The 17,414-nt window shown below is 68.7% G+C and carries 17 protein-coding genes; 8 read left to right on the top strand and 9 right to left on the bottom strand.

Going from position 1 to position 17,414, the window contains the following annotated elements:
* Positions 1–140: 140 nt before the first annotated feature.
* Complete coding sequence (locus tag TY25_RS05290) at positions 141–818, top strand: DUF8020 domain-containing protein (protein WP_042254523.1); 678 nt, start codon at positions 141–143, stop codon at positions 816–818.
* 150 nt (positions 819–968) lie between these two features.
* Positions 969–1,397, top strand: coding sequence for an STAS domain-containing protein (locus tag TY25_RS05285; protein ID WP_052382813.1), 429 nt, complete (start codon positions 969–971; stop codon positions 1,395–1,397).
* A gap of 9 nt (positions 1,398–1,406) precedes the next feature.
* Here the strand turns inward: TY25_RS05285 and TY25_RS05280 are convergent, their stop codons facing one another.
* A complete protein-coding gene (locus tag TY25_RS05280) occupies positions 1,407–2,471 on the bottom strand; it encodes a DoxX family protein (RefSeq protein WP_042254521.1) in 1,065 nt (354 codons plus the stop codon).
* A gap of 203 nt (positions 2,472–2,674) precedes the next feature.
* Here TY25_RS05280 and TY25_RS05275 point away from each other — a divergent pair, with 203 nt between their 5' ends.
* Complete coding sequence (locus tag TY25_RS05275; RefSeq protein WP_042254520.1) at positions 2,675–2,959, top strand: hypothetical protein; 285 nt, start codon at positions 2,675–2,677, stop codon at positions 2,957–2,959.
* 9 nt (positions 2,960–2,968) lie between these two features.
* Here TY25_RS05275 and TY25_RS05270 read toward each other — a convergent pair whose 3' ends face one another.
* The 5 genes from TY25_RS05270 to TY25_RS05250 all read right to left on the bottom strand — a co-directional run bounded on the left by TY25_RS05270 (position 2,969) and on the right by TY25_RS05250 (position 9,142).
* Positions 2,969–3,826 (bottom strand): alpha/beta fold hydrolase, encoded by an 858-nt coding sequence (locus TY25_RS05270; RefSeq protein WP_042254518.1) that lies wholly within the window; start codon positions 3,824–3,826, stop codon positions 2,969–2,971.
* A gap of 75 nt (positions 3,827–3,901) precedes the next feature.
* Complete coding sequence (gene casG, locus TY25_RS05265) at positions 3,902–5,551, bottom strand: steroid-24-oyl-CoA synthetase (protein WP_042254517.1); 1,650 nt, start codon at positions 5,549–5,551, stop codon at positions 3,902–3,904.
* Between the two features lie 17 nt (positions 5,552–5,568).
* Positions 5,569–6,609, bottom strand: a complete 1,041-nt coding sequence (locus TY25_RS05260) for an NAD(P)-dependent alcohol dehydrogenase (RefSeq protein WP_042254515.1) — start codon at positions 6,607–6,609, stop codon at positions 5,569–5,571.
* On the bottom strand, positions 6,609–7,778 hold the full coding sequence (locus TY25_RS05255; RefSeq protein WP_042254512.1) for an EstA family serine hydrolase: 1,170 nt from the start codon (positions 7,776–7,778) through the stop codon (positions 6,609–6,611). Before TY25_RS05255 ends, TY25_RS05260 begins: the two co-directional genes overlap by 1 nt.
* Complete coding sequence (locus TY25_RS05250; protein ID WP_042254510.1) at positions 7,775–9,142, bottom strand: flavin-containing monooxygenase; 1,368 nt, start codon at positions 9,140–9,142, stop codon at positions 7,775–7,777. The genes TY25_RS05255 and TY25_RS05250 overlap by 4 nt, the downstream gene beginning before the upstream one ends.
* A 231-nt stretch (positions 9,143–9,373) precedes the next feature.
* On the opposite strand from TY25_RS05250, the gene TY25_RS05245 reads away from it, so the two are divergent.
* Positions 9,374–10,003, top strand: coding sequence for a TetR/AcrR family transcriptional regulator (locus TY25_RS05245; protein WP_042254509.1), 630 nt, complete (start codon positions 9,374–9,376; stop codon positions 10,001–10,003).
* A gap of 184 nt (positions 10,004–10,187) precedes the next feature.
* Positions 10,188–10,964, top strand: a complete 777-nt coding sequence (locus TY25_RS05240; RefSeq protein WP_042254507.1) for a DUF6319 family protein — start codon at positions 10,188–10,190, stop codon at positions 10,962–10,964.
* Between the two features lie 49 nt (positions 10,965–11,013).
* Here TY25_RS05240 and TY25_RS05235 read toward each other — a convergent pair whose 3' ends face one another.
* From TY25_RS05235 to TY25_RS05225, 3 genes are read right to left on the bottom strand one after another with little or no spacing between them, the layout of a single operon-like run.
* Positions 11,014–12,591, bottom strand: a complete 1,578-nt coding sequence (locus TY25_RS05235) for a GGDEF domain-containing protein (RefSeq protein ID WP_226887198.1) — start codon at positions 12,589–12,591, stop codon at positions 11,014–11,016.
* A complete protein-coding gene (locus TY25_RS05230; RefSeq protein ID WP_042254503.1) occupies positions 12,591–13,157 on the bottom strand; it encodes a hypothetical protein in 567 nt (188 codons plus the stop codon). Before TY25_RS05230 ends, TY25_RS05235 begins: the two co-directional genes overlap by 1 nt.
* Positions 13,154–13,750, bottom strand: a complete 597-nt coding sequence (locus tag TY25_RS05225) for a pyruvoyl-dependent arginine decarboxylase (protein WP_226887199.1) — start codon at positions 13,748–13,750, stop codon at positions 13,154–13,156. The genes TY25_RS05230 and TY25_RS05225 overlap by 4 nt, the downstream gene beginning before the upstream one ends.
* 173 nt (positions 13,751–13,923) lie before the next feature.
* On the opposite strand from TY25_RS05225, the gene galK reads away from it, so the two are divergent.
* The 3 genes from galK (at position 13,924) to TY25_RS05210 (ending at position 17,261) form a co-directional block, all read left to right on the top strand.
* Positions 13,924–15,048 carry a galactokinase gene (gene galK, locus TY25_RS05220; protein WP_063602701.1) on the top strand — a complete coding sequence of 375 codons (1,125 nt, stop codon included), beginning with the start codon at positions 13,924–13,926 and terminating at the stop codon, positions 15,046–15,048.
* A 245-nt stretch (positions 15,049–15,293) separates the two neighbouring features.
* A complete protein-coding gene (locus TY25_RS05215; protein WP_042254577.1) occupies positions 15,294–16,997 on the top strand; it encodes a sodium:solute symporter family protein in 1,704 nt (567 codons plus the stop codon).
* A 9-nt stretch (positions 16,998–17,006) separates the two neighbouring features.
* A complete protein-coding gene (locus TY25_RS05210; protein WP_042254499.1) occupies positions 17,007–17,261 on the top strand; it encodes a hypothetical protein in 255 nt (84 codons plus the stop codon).
* Positions 17,262–17,414: the final 153 nt, after the last annotated feature.

Here is a 17,414-nt window from a genome sequence, read left to right as displayed (position 1 = left end):
CGCTCGCACGGCGAACCGACAGCTCTCGGTTGAATCGCCAATATTGCTTCTCTGCAACATCTTTCGATGACTCAGGCGCGCATCGGTCGCGTCGGATCCGCCGTCGGTGTGCACCGGCGCGAGACGATGAGGGGACTTCCATGGGTAGAACGACATTCGCCGCGGTGGCTGTCTGTGTGGTTGCCACACTGGCCGGTTCAGCCGCCACCGCGCACGCACAGGCCGAGCCGGCCGAAATGCACTACACGGCAAGCGCGGTCGACAAATCGGTGGTACTCACCACCGATGTGGGCGCGCTGCGCGCGGTCGACGGCCGTTTCGAGGTGCGCGATCCGGCGGGCCGCCTGGTGGTTTCGATGCCGCTCAGCTATCAAAACGACAACAAGGTATGGCCGATCACAGCGCGGATCGACGGCCGCACCGCCACCCTCACGCCTGGTACCGACCCGGCGACCGCCCGGCCCGCACCGGCCGATCTGCGCGATATCGCCATCGACCCCCAGTCCACCGACTTCAACACCGCGGTGATGAACTTCGCCACGGTCGCGGGCCTCGGTGTCGCACTCGGCACGCTGATCGGCACGACCATCGGCGCCGCCCTCGGCTGTGTCGCGGGCGGCGCCCTGGTCGGTGCCGCGGCCGCGGTGCCGACGATCGGCGTGCTCGCGGTGCCCGGATTCCTCGGTGGTTGCCTGGTAACCGGGGCCGCCGCTGCCCCGATCGGCGCGATCATCGGCACCATCGTGCTGGGCGTCCCGGCCGCGGTGATCGGCGGGCTGCTGTTCGCGGGCGCGCTCGGTAAGCAAGCCGCGAGCTGACGAGCGCTGTGCAGTTCGAAGGCGCCGCGCTGCGTTGTTGAAAGGCGCTGCGTTGTTGAAAGGTCGCTGTGCTGTACAGGCCCGGATACGCCGTGCTTCACTTGGTAGACAGGTCCGCCCCGCCACCGAGACGGACCGAGGAGTCGTCCAATGTCCAGCAACGACGATGCGCGGTCCGCCGCTGTTCCGCCGGACAGGTCGGCCGAAGTCGCTGACCTGCTTCGTTTTTCGGTGTTCCGCCCACGGCACGATATCGCGATGATGATGGTGTACGGCCAGATAGATCTCTGGACCGCGCCGAGTTTCCGCGATCACCTGAGCCGAGTCATCGGCGCCCGATCGGCGGTGATCGTCATAGATCTCTCGCCGGTCACCTTTTTGTCCGCCGCCGGTCTGCGCGTGCTGTTCGATGCCCAGACGCATCTCGAAAAGATGTGTCGGCGAATGGTTTTGATCACCAAGACGCGGTGCGTCGATCGTGCGATCGAGGTAACCGGCTTGGCGCCCAGCTTCCGCCGGGTGCGGTCGCTGGACGCCGTGCTGTCCGATCGTGGCGTGGGATACGAAGAGTCGGCCTAGTTTTCGATCTCAGTGCAGCCGCTGCTCCACCCGGTGCCGGGCCGTGTCCGCGAACCGGCCGCCGCGCTTGCGAGCGGTTTCGGCGAGTTCGGGGGCACGGTCGCGGGCGGTGTCGGCGAGTTCGGCGCTGCGCTCGCGCGCGGTCTCGGCCAGCTCGGCGCCGCGTTCCTTAGCGGTTTCGGCCAGCTCGGCGCCGCGTTCCTTGGCGACCTCGGCCCACTCGGCACCGCGGTGCTTGGCGACATCGGCCAGCTCCGCGCCGCGTTCCTTGGCCAGCTCGGCGAGTTCGGCGCTGCGTTCCTTGGCCAGCTCGGCCCATTTGGGGCCGCGGGTCCTGGCGCGCTCGGCGAGTTCGGCGCCGCGGTGCTTGGCCACGTCGGCGAGTTCGGCGCCGCGCTCCTTGGCGGTCTCCACCAGCGGTGCCGCGTGTTCCTTCGCGGCGGCGGCCCATTCGGGGCCGTGCTGCTGCACGGTGTCAGCGAGTTCGGAACCCTTGGTGGCCGCGGTGCTGCCGAGAGCGCCTGCCGCCGAGGCGACTTCGTGCGCCCGGCGGCGCAGCCCCTCCGTCGCGGCGCCGTCCGAGGATCCGGTGAACGGCAGCGCGGCGCTGACCGTCGCGGCCGCACCACGGGCGGCGCGCCTGCCCCGCCAGCCCAGCGACGGCTTGCCCTCGGTGTCGGCGGCCGCGATCATCAGACCGCCGAGCAGTCCGAGATCCTTGAGGAAGGCGTTGCGCTTGGTCGCCTTCTGGGCGGGATCGGGCTCGTTCCAGAAGTCCTGTTCGGTGACCGTGGCCGGGACCACGGTCGCCGCGAGCACCAGCGCGGCCAGGCGTGGCGCCTTGCCCAGTGCAAGGAGCACACCGCCAGCTACCTGCGCGGCGGCGTTGACCTGGACGACGGTCCCCGGATCGTTCGGCAGTTTCGCGGCGTACTGCTCGGGCAGCTGACGCTGGCCGCGCTGCACCAGCTCGGTGGCCGCCTTCACGCGTGACTCCGGGTGCCGCAGCGTATCGACACCCTCCACGACGAAGACAGTGGCAAGTAGTGGGCGGGCAAGTCGGCGCAACAACATGACGGATCCCTTTCCTCGACGGCTCTATTCGACCGGGTTCCCGGAAGGTGTCTCATCAAACCCGGTGGAACGGGCAGTAGCGGACGTATCGGACGTCGAATCTACACCGAGTAACGGCAATTATTGAGCAAACGATCTGCCTGGTGTGGGTACGCACCGACCCACCGCGGTCTCCCGCTCTGCCCTGCCGGAAGGTACCACCGATGAACTCCGAAACGGTCCCAACGACTTTCGAGGCGATCGTCGCTCAACTCCCCGCCGCACCGGCCTGCACCCTCCGCTTCGACACCGTCCCCTGCCGGCATCGAGCCGAGTGGTTCATCCGCAAACGCCCGTGCTGCCATCCCGAGGGGGTGGACTTCATGTGCGATACCTGTCACACCCGGATCACCTGGATGCTCGCCCTCGGCATCGAATTCGAGTGCGCCGGTTGCGGTGTGCGCTCGGACAGCTTCGCCGAGCTGTACCCGACCTCGGCGCCGCTCTGAGTCGCGGACTCAGAGACCACCCGCGGCCTTGGGGACCGGGGCTCGATGCGAGGTCGCAAGGAAATCGGTGATGATCGCGCTGACGCCGGCCGGGTCCTCCACCATCGGTAAGTGACCGCAATCGGGCAATTCCACCGCGGTATGCGCCCGCAGCGTGCGGCTGAGCCGGGCACCGGCGCGGGCCGACAGGATGCGGTTCTGCTTGCCCCAAATCGTGCAGATCGGCGGGAAGGCGGCGGGCGGGGTGAATTCGTCGAAGGCCGCGAAGGCGGGGAAGTCCTGCACCAAGCCGTGCAGGGCCTGCAGGCGGCCGCGATCGGACCAGTGCGCGCGTAGCCGCGGCGAGTTCTGCAGCTGTTGAGCCCGGCCGCGGGCGCCGAGCTGGTTGCCGATGATCAGCGACACCGCGGGGCCGGGCAACGCCAGCCTGCGGGCCAGCGGGCCGAGCGGGAGCCGCGCGTCCGCCCAGGCCAGGCCCGCCGACTGACCGGAACGGACGGTGTCCCAGGTGAGCGGGTTGATCAGCACGAGCGCGCGCACTCGTGCCGGGCGGTCCATCGCGTAGCGCAGGGCGGTGGCGCTGCCGAGGCAATTGCCGACGAGCGTCACGCTCGCGAGCCGGTGCGCGTCGAGGAAGGCGCCGAGCATCCGCACGTAGTCGGCGAGGCGATAACCCGCGGCGGGCTGCTCGGATTGCCCGTAGCCGGGCAGGTCGATCGCGAACACCTCGTGGTCGTCGCGCAGCGCCGCCACCTGATCGTCCCAGATGTGGCGCTGGGTGCCCGCGTTGTGCAGGAAGACGACCGGCGTCCCGCTGCCCACCCGGTCGTAGGCCACAGCCCTGCCCTGATGCTCGAAAACGTCCACGTCGACTCCTCACGAGCGGCCGGGCAACCAAGTCACCCTTCCGTCGCAATTTTACGGTGCTGTCAACCGTGTCCGTCAGACCTCGATCCCCGTGCGCACCACTTTGCCGGTGGCGTTGCGCGGCAGCTCGGTGGTGGTGAGGCGCCAGCGCGCGGGCACCTTGTAGTAGGCGAGCCGTTCCGCGGCGAACGCGCGCAACTCCGCTTCGGTTGTCGCCGCGGGGTTTTCGAGCACGACAACGGCGGCGACCTGCTGGCCGAGATCCGGGTCGGGGATGCCGACGACGGCGCACTCGCGGACCGCGGGATGCTCGTCGAGGCACTGTTCGATCTCGACGGGATAGACGTTCTCGCCGCCGCGCAGAATGAGATCCGAACGCCGCCCGGACAATCGGAGCCGGCCGTCGGCGAGCACACCGATGTCGCCGGTGCGCAGCCAGCGGTCGGCGGTGATCGCCGCCGCGGTGGCCGCGTCGTCGTTCCAGTACCCGAGCATCACATACGGGCTGCGCACGCAGATCTCACCCTCGACGCCGTCCGGCACGGCCTGTCCGGCACTGTCGCGGATCTGCACCTCGGCCCCGATCACGGGGCGGCCCACGGTATCCGGGAACGCGGCGAGTTCGGCCGGGGTGGCGATGGTGGCCGCCGTGCTGGACTCGGTGAGCCCGTAACTGGTGACCAGCGCGGTCCGCGCGACCGGAAGCCGTTCGCGCAGTTGATGTTGCAGTGCCGCCGAGGACGGCGCGGAGTTCAGCGAGAAGGACACCAGCGAGGACAGGTCGTACCCGGACAGGTCGCGTTCGAGCAGCCGGGTCGCCATGGTCGGCATGGCGCCCCAGTTGGTGACGCGTTCGCGTTCGATGAGCCGCAGCACCCGGTCGGCGTCGAAGCCGCCCTGATAGAGCACCGCGGTGTCACCGGTCACCAGCCGGGGCACCACGAGGTTGTGCAGGCTGGCGATGTGGAACAGCGGCGAGGTGAGCAGAAACCTGCGGCCGCTCGGTACCGCACCCGCGCCCGCGAACTCGGCCGCGAGCGCGTCGTTGAACTGGTGATAGCCGATGACCGCCACCAGGTTTCGATGCGAGTGCACCGCGCCTTTCGGCCGCCCGCTCGTGCCGCTGGTGTAGAGGACGACGGCCGGGTCGTCCTCGTCCATCGGTGCGAGTGCCGGTGTCGCACCACTGTATTCGGCGAGCAACGCGGGCAGGTCGTGTTCCATGGTGAGCACGGGCACCCGGATATCCAGTTCCGCGACCAGGGCCGCGCGTTTCGCGTCGACGATGAGCACGGCGGGCGAGGTGTGCTCGACGCCGTAGGCGATCTCCCGCGGCGTCCACCACGCGTTGTAGCCCACCGCGATCGCGCCGAGCTGCTGCGCCGCCCAGAACGCGCAGACCCATTCCGGGGTGTTGGCGGCCAGGATGCCGATGCGGTCGCCCCGGCCGAGGCCGTACCGATCCCGCAGCGCCGCGGCCAGCGCGCCGACCGCGGCCGCGTGCTCGGTGAACGAGATCCGGCGGTCCTCGGTCACCAGGTAGTCGCGCGCGCCCCAGTCCGCCGCGGTGGCCAGGACCTCGCCCAGCGAGCGGGCTCGGTTGCGCAGCACCGGCATCGGCGCACCGAGCACCTCCTCGACCGCCATCTCGAAACGGCCACCCGGACCGGTCAAGCGGGCCACGGCCGCCGCGGCGAACGCCTGTGCATCGAACGGCTTCGTCATCTACCGCACTCCCTCATTCATGGAACCACTACCGCGCGACCGGTGACCAGCCCACGCTCGAGCCGGTCGAGCGCCGCGCGCCCGTCGACCAGTGCGTACTGCTCGACCGCGATCTCGAGCTTGCCCGAACGAGCCAGCGCGACGGACTCGATCAGATCGGATTTGGTGCCGCCGTAGGACTTTCGGATCGAAGCACCCCACGGCCAGCCCGGGCCGCCCGCGGGCGCCGCGGTGATCTCCGGCGTGCCGCCGCCGAGGCCGATCATCCGGTAGGCGCCGTTCGGCGCGACCGTGGCGACGGCGAGCGCGCAGGTCTGGTCGCTGCCGACGAAGTCGAATACCGCGTCGGCGCCGCGGCCGTCGGTGCGGTCGAGGATCTGCTGCGCCGTGCCCGGGCCGGCGCGCAGACCCGCGGCCGCGCCGCCGCGCGTCGCCAATTCCAGCTTGTCCTCGGCGACGTCGACCGCGAGCACTTCGGTCGCGCTGGTCGCGGCGAGGATCTGCACCGCCGCATGCCCCAGCCCGCCGACGCCGATCACCACCGCCACCGAACCCGGCCGCAGGTGCTCGCGCGCACCGCGAATCGCGTGGTAGCTGGTCAGCGCCGCATCCGCGAGCGGAGCGGCCTGCCGGAAATCGAGATCGCCGATCGGCACGAACGCGTCGGCCGGCATACGGAGGTACTCGGCCATGCCGCCGTCCGGGCCGAGCCCGGGGCACGGCGGCATCGCGCTGCGGCCCGCGGCCAGGCAGACGTTCTCGTTGCCGGACACGCACTCCCGGCACCGGCCGCACGACCAGCACAGGTAGACGACGCCGCGTTCACCGGCGCTGCGGCCCTCGACCGCCTCGCCGACCGTCTCGATGGTCCCCGCGACCTCGTGTCCGAGTGTCAGCGCCTGCTCGCGCAGCCGGAACGGCAGGTGCAGCACATGCAGATCGGAATGGCAGATCCCGGCCGCGCCGACGCGCAGCAGCAGCTCGCCCGGCCCGATCTCGGGGACCGGCACCTCGCGCAGCTCGAGCACGCCGGGATCGGTGAGCTGCAAGGCGCGCATCATGCCGACGCGCCTTGCTCGGCTCGCACCGCGTTGAACACCGCACGCAGGTAGGCGTCGGCGCGCGGGGAACCGATCAGGCCGGGCGCCATCTTGTTCATGGTGTACGCGACGGTGATGCGCCGGTCCAGGTCGTTCACCACCATCGCGCCGCCGTAACCCGCCCACCAGCACACCCGGCCGTCCGGTACCGCGGGCGCGGTCTGCGCCTGCGGCAGCCCGTAGCCGAGGCCGAAGCGCAACGGCACCAGCAGCGCCAGATCGATTCCGTCGGACTGCTGGTCGAAGATCAGCTCGACGGTCCGCTCCGACAGGAAGCGCCGGCCGTCGAGCAGGCCGCCGCAGGACACCAGCGATTGCACCCGTGCCACCGAGCGGGCGTTGCCGTGCCCGTTCACCGCGCCGATCTCCGCCTCGCGCCACCCGGCGCTCGCGGTCTCGGCGAGGTCGAGCAGCGGGCTGGTGAGCGTTTTGACCAGCACGCTGTCCTGATCCAGTGCGGCCAGGTCGAACTCGAGCTGTGGCGGCGGTACGAGGGGCGCGATGCGGTCGTGATGTGTTGCGGGCGTGCCGATGTGGAAGTCCGCGCCGAGCGGCTCGGCGAGTTCGGCGGCGAAGAATCGGCCCAGCGTCTGTCCGGTCACGCGGCGCACCACCTCGCCGATCAGGTGCCCGTAGTTCAGCGCGTGATAGCCCGAGGCCGTGCCCGGCTCCCACCACGGCGGCTGGGCGGCGAGGCGAGCGCAGGCGGACTCGGCGTCGTAGATATCGCGCAACTCGATCGGCGGCGCCCAGCCCGAGACGCCGGAGGTGTGACCGAGCAGGTGCCGAATCTCGATGTCGCCCTTGCCGTTCGCGGCGAATTCGGGCCAGTAGTGTGCCACCCGCTGGTGCACGTCGAGCTCGCCACGGTCGACCAGCAGCAGTGCGCTGAGCGCGGTCATCGTCTTGCTGATCGAGAACACGTTGACCAGGGTGTCCGCCGTCCACGGCCGGGTGCGCTCGACATCGCGGTAGCCGCCCCACAGATCGACCTCCGCGACGCCGTCCACCATGACGCAGACGGCTGCGCCGAGTTCTTCGCCGGCGGCCAGGTGGTTCTCCAATTCCGTGCGCACATCCGCGAACCGGTCCGCGCAGTAACCCGCCGTCCGCGGCGCGCCGGTCACGCGCCCTCCAGCGCTCGGGCCGGCACCGGCAGCGGGTTGCCCGCCGCGGCAGCGCGTTTCGCGCCCTCGGCCATTTCCCGCCGCATCGCGCGCACGTACGGTTCGAACTCCACCTGGATGGTGTGCCTGGGCGAGTCGTAGTAGCGGCCGGCCCGGGCGGCCTCGGCCGCGCGCATCGCCGCGTTCATCTCCGGCACCGAGGGCGGCAGATAGTTGCCGGTGAGGTAGGCGGCGACGAACTTGCTCTGCTGCTCGGCGAAGTTCACCAGCGTGGGCAGCGGTTGGGCCAGCCCGAGGAAGAACAGGTCGGGCACACCGGGTTTCATCATGTGCTGGAACAGCGGGAACCGATTTCGGGCGTCCGGCAACAGGTCCGGGTCGGCGAAGAACGGGAAGTTGATCCGATAGCCGGTGGCGCAGACGATCACGTCCACCTCCTCGGTGCTGCCGTCGGCGAAACGCACCCGCGGACCTTCCAGCGCGGTGATGGCCGGCTTGAAGGCGATATCGCCGCAACCGGCCCGGTGCAGGAACTCCTCGCTGGCCGAGGGATGCGCCTCGAACGGGCGATGGTCCGGTTTGGGCAGACCGTAGAACTCCATGTCGCCCCGGAACTTCCGGACGAACCGCTGCTTGAGCCGCAGCGACACCGTGCGCGGAATCCAGCTCGGCACCGACTGTTTGTCGCCGACCTTGCCGTGCACGTACTTCGGCAGTACCCAGACCCCGCGCCGGGCCGAAACGGTGAGTTTCGCGGCGAGGAAGCGCTGGGACAGCTCCGAGGCGATATCGAGTCCGGAGTTGCCCATTCCGACGACCACGACCCGCTTGCCGCGCATGTCCACCGGATCGAACGGGTCGTTGTAGGCGTGGCTGTGCAGCAGCACGCCGTCGAATTCCCCGGGATAGTCGGGCAGATTCGGATCCCAGTGGTGCCCGTTGCACACGATCAACGCGTCGTAGCGGCGGGTGTGGCCGTCATTGCTCGTCACCAGCCAGCTGCCGTCGGGCGCCCGTTCGGCGGCGGTCACCACGGTGTCGAAAAGTATCTTCTCGCGCAACCCGAAATGATCGACGTAGTCCTTGAAGTACTGGAACAACTGCGAATGGTGCGGAAAGTCCGGCCAATTCGCGGGCACCGGGAAATCCTCGAAGGCGAGCCGGAATTTGCTCGTATCTATGTGCAGCGATTGATAACACGCCGACATGCCGTTCGGGTTCTTGAAATACCAATTGCCGCCGACCTCGTCGGAGGCTTCGAAGCAATCGAACGGGATGCCGTGGTCCTGCAATCGTTTGGCGGCGGTGATCCCGGACGGGCCCGCACCGATCACGCCGACGCGGGGGAGTTCGGTTGGAGTCATTCAGTGTCCTCGTGCTGAGCGGGACGTCACCCACCTGCGGTGGCGCCGCGGCGGCGGAACCGTCCGGCGCCGTGGCGACCGGAGTGACGTAGGCAACAAGGTAACACTCGCTAGACATTGCGTCTAGTGAATGACGTATTGTCTAGTGAGACGCGGTGAACTTTCTCTTCAGTACACTCGAGCAGCGAAAGACGCACGTCAGCACAGCATTCGACCGACATGGGGTAGCCGTTGCGCACCAACCCGAGCCCGGCGGGCAGCAACCTGCGGGACGAACAGAAGCAGCAGACCAGGGCTCGCCTGCTGGCCCGCGCCAAGGAGCTGTTCACCGAGCGGGGCTACGCCGCGGTGCGGGTGGACGACATCGCCGCCGCCGTCGGTTGCAGTCGCGCCACCTTCTACCTGCACTTCAACTCCAAGCAGGAGGTGCTGCGCGCGATCGCCGAACAGGGCACGGCCCCGAGCGCGCTGCATTTCTACGAGGATCTGGACCGGGTGCTCGACACCGGTTCGCGGGCCGAGTTCGTCGCCTGGGTGACCCGGGCGATCGCCTGGTTCCACGAGCACAAGGACCTGCTGCCGGCCTGGGACGAGGCCACCGCGCTGGAGTCGGAGTTCCGCGAGATCGCGCGCGACGGGATCATGGCGCTGCCCAACGCGATGACCTCCTACCTCGCCCGCTGGCCCGCCGACCGCGCGGACGAGGCGCGGCTGCGGGTGGAACTGCTTGTCGCCCAACTCGAACGCTTCTTCACCCGCTGGGCCGTCCAGGGCACCATCAACGTGTCCGCGGAGCGCGCCGCGGAGGTGCTCGCCGATATCTGGTTCCCGGCGCTGCAGGCGCCGCCCGACCGGAGCTGACGCCCGCCGAAAACACTGAGCGGTAAGGCGATCCGACCGGCTCGCCGCGGCGTAGCTCCGGGTTCGCTGACCCGGCGCTGCGTCGTGTTCCCGGCCTCGATTTCCCGGTGGCCTGCAAATCTGTCGGTGCGGTGCGGCATCATCTGTGCACGCAGCCATCCACGAATATTGCTCGGAGTCATCAATGCCGTCGACCAGAACCAAGCCCAAGCCATTGTCGGACAGCGAGATTCAGCGGATTGCCACCGAAATCGCCGGCGGCAAGCCGCCCATGGTGTGGTTCACCGCCGCCGCGGTGGGCGTGCCGGAAGGACGGTCGGGAAAAGTGATCGCGCTCGGCGATCCAGCCGACGGAGACTTCCTGCAGGTCCGGCCCACCGGCTCGAAGGATGTACTGTCCTTTTCTCCGACAGAAGTGACGTTGACCAAGCCGCAGCGAGGTGCGGCGCCTGTTTCCACCGCCCAGCCGAAGTCGACAACCAGGAAGGAAACACCCGTGACCCAGCCGTCGACCTTGACGAGCACCGCGACACCCACCCCCGCCAGTTCCGTCACCCCGCCCCCGGTGGTCCCGAAACCCGTTGCGAGCACGCCGGAATCGGAGGAACAGGACAGCGGCGCGAGCAAGGCGCCCGCGCCCAAGCCGAGTCCGGCCGGCGCGAAGCCCGCCAAGGCGGCGGCCCGGCCGAAGGCGAAGACGCCCGAGGTCACGGTCACGCTGACCGGTACCGCCGACGGCGAATGGTCCGTGGACGTGGTCAGCGGCAAGAAGCGCGCGGTGCGCGGTCTCGCGGTGCCCAGTTCCGCGGTGGCGCAGGCCGCCAAGATCCTGCACCCCGAGGTGGCCGACGTGGTGGCCGGCATTCTCGATGCCGCGCGGGAAGCCCAGGAGGCCAAGGTGCAAGCGCTGCAGGCCGAACTGGAAGCGGCCCGGCGGCTGCTCGAGGAACTGGCCGACTAGACAGGTCCCTGGGGCCGCGGCCGCCCGGTGCGGTCGACGGTGTAGACCATCAGACCGCGGTGCTGGTGGATCTGGTGCTCGCGTGCCAGATCCGCCGCCCGCTCTCGGTCGGAGCGTGCCGCACGGTATCGGCCCCGGCGTGCCGCACGGTATCGGGCGCGTGCCGCGCGTCGTCGTGGAACGCGTAGCCGAGCGAGTATTCCTTCGCGTGGTACATGGCCGAATCGGCGTCCCGGATGAGGTCGTAGATGGTGGAGTCGGTGCTGCGCGGCGAACCACACGCGATGCCGATGCTCGCGGTGATCGGGATTTCGCCCGCGCTCAGCTCGAACGGCCGCACGAACGCGCCGAGCAGGCGTTCGGCCAGGGTCGCGGCCTCCTGCCGGCCGAGCGGGGAGAGCACCACGAATTCGTCGCCGCCGTAGCGGGCGACCACGTCGTCGCGCAGCACCACGCGCCGGATGCGCGAGGCGGCGTTCGCGATCAGCTCGTCACCCACCGCGTGTCCGTAGCTGTCGTTGACCATCTTGAAGCCGTCGAGATCGATGAAGAGCAGGCAGAGCGGTTGTTCGGCCCACCGCTCGCTGTTGCGATTGAGCGCGCGTAACAGCGCGGAGCGGTTGAGCAGCCCGGTGAGCATGTCGTGATCGGCCTGGTGCTGGGCGCGCCGCTCACTGCGCGAGCTACGCACGATGGCCCGCTCGCTGCGCACCAGCACCCCGATGAGCAGCAGCGCGAACAGCGACGAGACCACCACGCGATCGAGCAGGCCGAGCGAGGACCCGACCACCGGCACCAGCGACGCGACGATCAGGGCGACCGCGATGAAGCTGGCCCGCTGCCGGGAGTGGTGCGGGTGGATCCGGCGCGGGTTGCCCGGGCCGACCATCGTCGGGTGCAGCGCCGCGACGCCGCCGGTCGCGTACGCGGCCAGCAGCGGCGCCATCAGCATGTCGCGGCTGACCGCGATCGTGCCCGCGGCCTGCATGCTGTAGCCGAGGTCGCCGATGAGCGCGGCGATCAGCCCGATGTGCACCAGCCGCAGCGAGGTTTCCGAGCGGGTCGAGGTGGCCACCGAATGCGCGATCAGCGTCAACAGCAAGGCGTCCAGCACCGGATAGGTGGCGGCCACCATGGTGTTCATGGTGTTGTCGTGGGTGCGCAGGATGGGGGAGATCAGGAAGGTCCAGGACGCGAGCAGCGCGCCGAGCCCGATCAACCCGGAGTCGAGCACCAGGTCGTAGTTGCCGCGGACCTGCCGGGGGCGCAACCAGATCAGGGCCGCGAGTCCGACGGTCAGGTAGCCGAGCAGGGTGAACGCGTCGTCGATCGGATGCAAGCCGTGCTCGGACGTCTCGCGCAGCGCGCTGCCCGTGGCCGAGAGTACCGACGAGGCCGACAGCAGATACCAGGGCAGCGGCCGCGCCGGGCGGTGCATCCACAGGCCGATGCCGATCATGGCGAGCGTGCCCGCCAGGATGATCGCCATCGTCAGGTAGGTCAGCACCAGTGACTCGACCGCGACGTGCACCATGATCGCGGCCGCGCTTCCCCCGAGAAGCAGTGCGTACCACCGTGTTCGGAATTGCTGCCGCCCTGCTGACCGCGGCCCTTCGCTGACTGTCATCAGCCCCCCTTGGTCGCTCCGTCCCCGGTGAACCAGGCCGCGTAGTAGGTCTGCGTATCCTCCACCGCAACCTCGAGCTCCAACTCGTCGAGCACCGACTTGATATGGCCGGTGAACCAGGGCCGAGTGTTGTTGTACGAGCACATGTCCCAACCGAACACAGCGCGTTCGGCTATCAAAACCTGGGCAACTGATTCGATCATGGCATGGAATGCGACCCCTTGCCGCGCTCTTGGCGTAACGAGGGTAAAACCGATGTAGAAGATCGCGTCCCGCGCCGCATGTTCAGGATACCGGGCCGCGAAGTATTCCGGACTGATCCACGGCACGGTGTCGAGATGTCTGGTCAGCGTGGTCACCCCGATCGGCTCGCCGAAAGCGGTTCTGGCCACGTGTTTCTGTACCCGGGCGTCGATCATTTCGGCGCGGAATTCCTCACGGTGCAACACCTGTCTGGCGATGGCCTTGGTGCGCAGCGGGCCGAACGCGTCCTCGTACAGTTCGTAGAACTGGTCGATCTGGTCGTCGGGCACCTTGGTGTCGATGGTGATGTGCACGTCGTTCATCGCTGGAACCCCCACGGGGTGGTGTGATACGCCGCGAGCACCAGCGCGCAGGTCGGCCCGCCGTCGGCGGTGGTCTCGGTCGTGCACAGTTGAATCGGGCCGAAGGTTTCCGGTCGATGCCGGGTCATGTCGTCGAGGCTGGACCGGATCAGCGCGGTGACCTCCGCGGTGGTCTCGGCCTCGTGCTCGACGAACAGGCCCGCGCCGGAACCGTCGTCGCGCAGCACCCAGCCGATGCCCGCCGCCGCGGTCGCGCCGGGCTCGTGCGCATGCTGCACCGCGTACACGCAATAGAGACGATCGCCCCACGGTATCGGTTTACGCACGCGGCCGGTGCGTGCCAACGCCGCCCCGGGCGGAATCACCGACGACAGCCGGATCAAGTTGGCATCACCTACTCCCAGTTCGCGCAGCGCTGCGTCGAAGGCCGACATGGCTGTCGGGCCTGCCCCGGTCGCGGCACCGATCTCGATCGTCAACGGCGCCCCGGCGACCGGCCTGCCCAGGGGTGGACGTAGCCGATCTATCCATGGCAGTCCGACCAGGCGGCCGCGCCGCCCCACTGGACCGCTGCGCGGGGTGGTGTGAATCATAGTGCCCTCCCAAAAAGCCCGGCCCAATTTGCAGGCCGGTAATGCGACAAAATCGACTCTGCGTCACAAAGGGGAATCGCGCACCTCCGACGGCCGAAACCAGTGCTACGACGGCGTGTCTCGTAACGTGGGCCGGACGGGTAGGTGTGGACACGACAGACAGCGAGGGACCAGTGCAGACGTGGGCGGCGCCGGGACGGGTCAACATCATCGGCGAACACACCGACTACAACGACGGGTTCGTGTTGCCGATCGCACTGCCGCTGGTGGTCGAGTGCGCGGCCCGGCTGCGCCCGGACCAGCGGGTGCGGGTCACGTCCCGGCAGCGGCCGGGCGAGACCGTGCTGGTCGCGGTGGCGGAACTGGCCGCCCAGCGCGACCGGGTGCCGGGCTGGGCGCGGTATCCGCTCGGGGTGGTCGCCGAGTTCGTGCGGCGCGGGCACGCCGTCGGCGGGGTCGACCTCGTGCTGGACGGCGCTGTACCGATCGGGGCGGGGCTGTCCTCCTCGGCCGCGCTGTCCTGCGCGGTGGCCATCGCGCTGCGGGACCTGTTCGCGCCCGCCGTCACCGATCGCGCGCTGATCGAACTGGCCCGCGCCGCGGAGAACGACTACGTCGGCGCGCCCACCGGTTTGCTGGATCAGTCCGCCTCGATCATGTGCACCGCCGGGCACGCGCTGTTCCTCGACATCCGCGGCTTCCTCGCCGACGACGATGCGAACATCGTTGCCTACGAACAGATTCCATTCGATCTGGACCGATTCGGGTTGGAGCTGTTGGTGATCGACACGGGGCAGCCGCACGAATTGGTCGACGGCGGCTACGCCGAGCGCCGCGCCCAATGCGAAGCCGCCGCCACCGAACTCGGTGTGCCGGCGCTGCGTGATGTCGCGGCGGTGGCCGACGTGGAACGGCTCGCCGATCCGGTGTTGCGCCGCCGCGCGCGACATGTCGTGACGGAGAACGCGCGCGTCCTGCGGGTTGCCGAAGAATTGCGCAGCGGTGTGGATCCGCGCGTGATCGGACCGCTGCTCTCCGCGGCGCACGCGTCGCTGCGCGACGATTTCGAGGTGTCCACACCCGCGCTGGACACCGCCGTCGCCGCCGCGCGCGCGGCCGGGGCGCACGGCGCGCGCATGGTCGGCGGTGGATTCGGCGGCAGCGCGATCGCGCTCGTCGACCGCGCGCACACCGCCGCCGTGGTGGACGCCACGCGGAAACGGTTCGCGGACTCGGGCTTTGCCGAGCCGCGCACCTTCGTCGTCGGCCCGGCGGCCGGCGCGCACCGGATCGACTGAGCGAGGCGACCGAGTTGTTTGTGCACGATTGTGGCCCGCGAGTGAGGCACAATCACGCAGAGTGGGTGTCGGCCGACACCATTCGGCCGGCGACGAGGGACTCGCGCGCCACGCAGTACCCGTAGACGCACGATCTCGTACCACGAAGGATCCCGCTCGACGCCAGGTTTACCGCCAGGAGGGACGCTGTGCCGCTTGCCGATTCACCCGTTCTGACCTCCGTGCTGCTCGCCGCCGAGCCACGGATGTCCACCCACTTCGAGGCCTCGACCACGCTGCGACTCGATGCGGACCCGGTCGACTACGCCTTGGTGGCGCTCTACTTCGTCTTCGTACTCGGCATCGGCTTACTGGCCAGACAGCGCGTCTCGTCCAGCATCGACTTCTTCCTGTCCGGGCGGTCGCTGCCCGCCTGGGTGACCGGTCTCGCGTTCATCTCCGCCAATCTCGGCGCGGTCGAGATCATGGGAATGTCGGCCAACGGCGCCCAGTACGGGTTCCCGACCTTCCACTACTTCTGGATCGGCGCGGTCCCGGCCATGCTGTTCCTCGGCGTGGTGATGATGCCGTTCTACTACGGCTCCAAGGTGCGCAGCGTCCCCGAATTCATGCGCAGGCGGTTCGGCACCGGCGCGCACCTGGTGAACGCGCTCAGCTTCGCCGTCGCCCAGGTGCTGATCGCGGGCGTCAACCTGTATCTGCTCGGCACCATCCTGAACGTGCTGCTCGGCTGGCCGCTGTGGGTGTCGGTGGTGATCGCGGCGGTGATCGTGCTGTCCTACATCACCCTCGGCGGCCTGTCCGCCGCGATCTACAACGAGGTGCTGCAGTTCTTCGTCATCGTGGCCGCGCTGCTGCCGCTCACGCTGGTCGGCCTGCACAAGGTCGGCGGCTGGGATGGATTGCGGGACAAGGTGACCGCCTCACCGGGTGGTGGCGCGCAGCTGGACTCGTGGCCCGGTAACGCGCTCAGCGGCTTCAGCAGCAACATCCTGTCGGTGATCGGCATCGTGTTCGGGCTCGGGTTCGTGCTCTCGTTCGGCTACTGGACCACCAACTTCGTCGAGGTGCAGCGGGCGCTGGCCACGCACTCCATCTCGGCGGCCCGGCGTACGCCGATCATCGGCGCCTACCCGAAGATGTTCATTCCGCTGATCGTGGTGATCCCCGGCATGATCAGCGCCGTGCTGGTGCCGCAGATGAGCGAATACAAGGCGGCCAAGGCGGCGGATCCGGACTTCAGTGGCGACACCACCTATAACCAGGCGCTGCTGTATCTGATGAAAGACGTGTTGCCGAACGGACTGCTCGGCGTGGGTCTGGCCGGTCTGCTCGCCGCGTTCATGGCGGGTATGGCCGCCAATATCTCCGCGTTCAATACTGTTTTCAGCTACGACCTGTGGCAGCAATATGTGCGCAAGGATCGGCCGGACGGGTACTACCTGAATATCGGACGCTGGGCGACCGTCGGTGCGACCGTCGCGGCGATCTTCACTTCGTTCATCGCGTCGAGTTTCAGCAACATGATGGACTATCTGCAGACCCTGTTCAGTTTCTTCAACGCGCCGTTGTTCGCGACCTTCATCCTCGGCATGTTCTGGAAACGGATGACCCCGGCGGCGGGCTGGATGGGCCTGGTGTGCGGAACCGGTTCCGCCATCGTCGTTTTCATCCTGCACGAGACCAAGGTGTTCGAATTGTCGGGCCAGGGCGCGAGTTTCGTGGCCGCGGGCGTCGCCTTCGTGGTCGACATCGTGGTGAGCGTGCTGGTCACCCAGGTGACCAGGCCGAAACCGGTCGCCGAACTCGTCGGCCTGGTCTACTCGGAGACGCCCAAGGAGGTGCGCACCGATCCCGACGAGGCGTCGCTGCCCTGGTACCAGCGTCCGGTGCTGCTCGCGGGTATCGCCCTGGTGCTCGTCATCGTTCTCAACATCGTCGTCGGATAAGGAGCCGCAATGCTTTTCGACATCCGCACCATCGTCGGCGCCCTCCTCGGCAGCTACGGCGTCATCCTGGTCATCACCGGACTGGTGCACAACACCGCCGCCGAGCAGGCCAAGACCGGCGGCGTCAACGTCAACCTCTGGGCCGGGATCGGCATGGCCGTGGTGGCTGTGCTGTTCCTCGCGTGGGCGATGCTGCGCCCGGTCGCGGTGCCCGAGCAGGCGCCGGCGGCCGAGATCGAAGAAGAACCGTCGGACACGCCGTAACGGAAAGTCCCGCCGGACCAGGTCCGGCGGGGTTTCGGCGGTCGGTGACGATCTTCACAGCGGGCAGGTCAACGGGTCTTTCCGGCGAAATACGTTTGTCGCCGGGCCGTTAGCGAACGTAACGTCTCCTCGGTTTCACACCAACGAGATGGA

Origin of the sequence: Nocardia brasiliensis NBRC 14402, assembly GCF_000308475.2 — a bacterium.
GTDB classification, from domain to species: Bacteria; Actinomycetota; Actinomycetes; order Mycobacteriales; family Mycobacteriaceae; genus Nocardia; species Nocardia brasiliensis.
The sequence above is the reverse complement of the archived record's forward strand: the minus strand, read 5'-3'. Positions and strand labels throughout refer to the sequence as shown.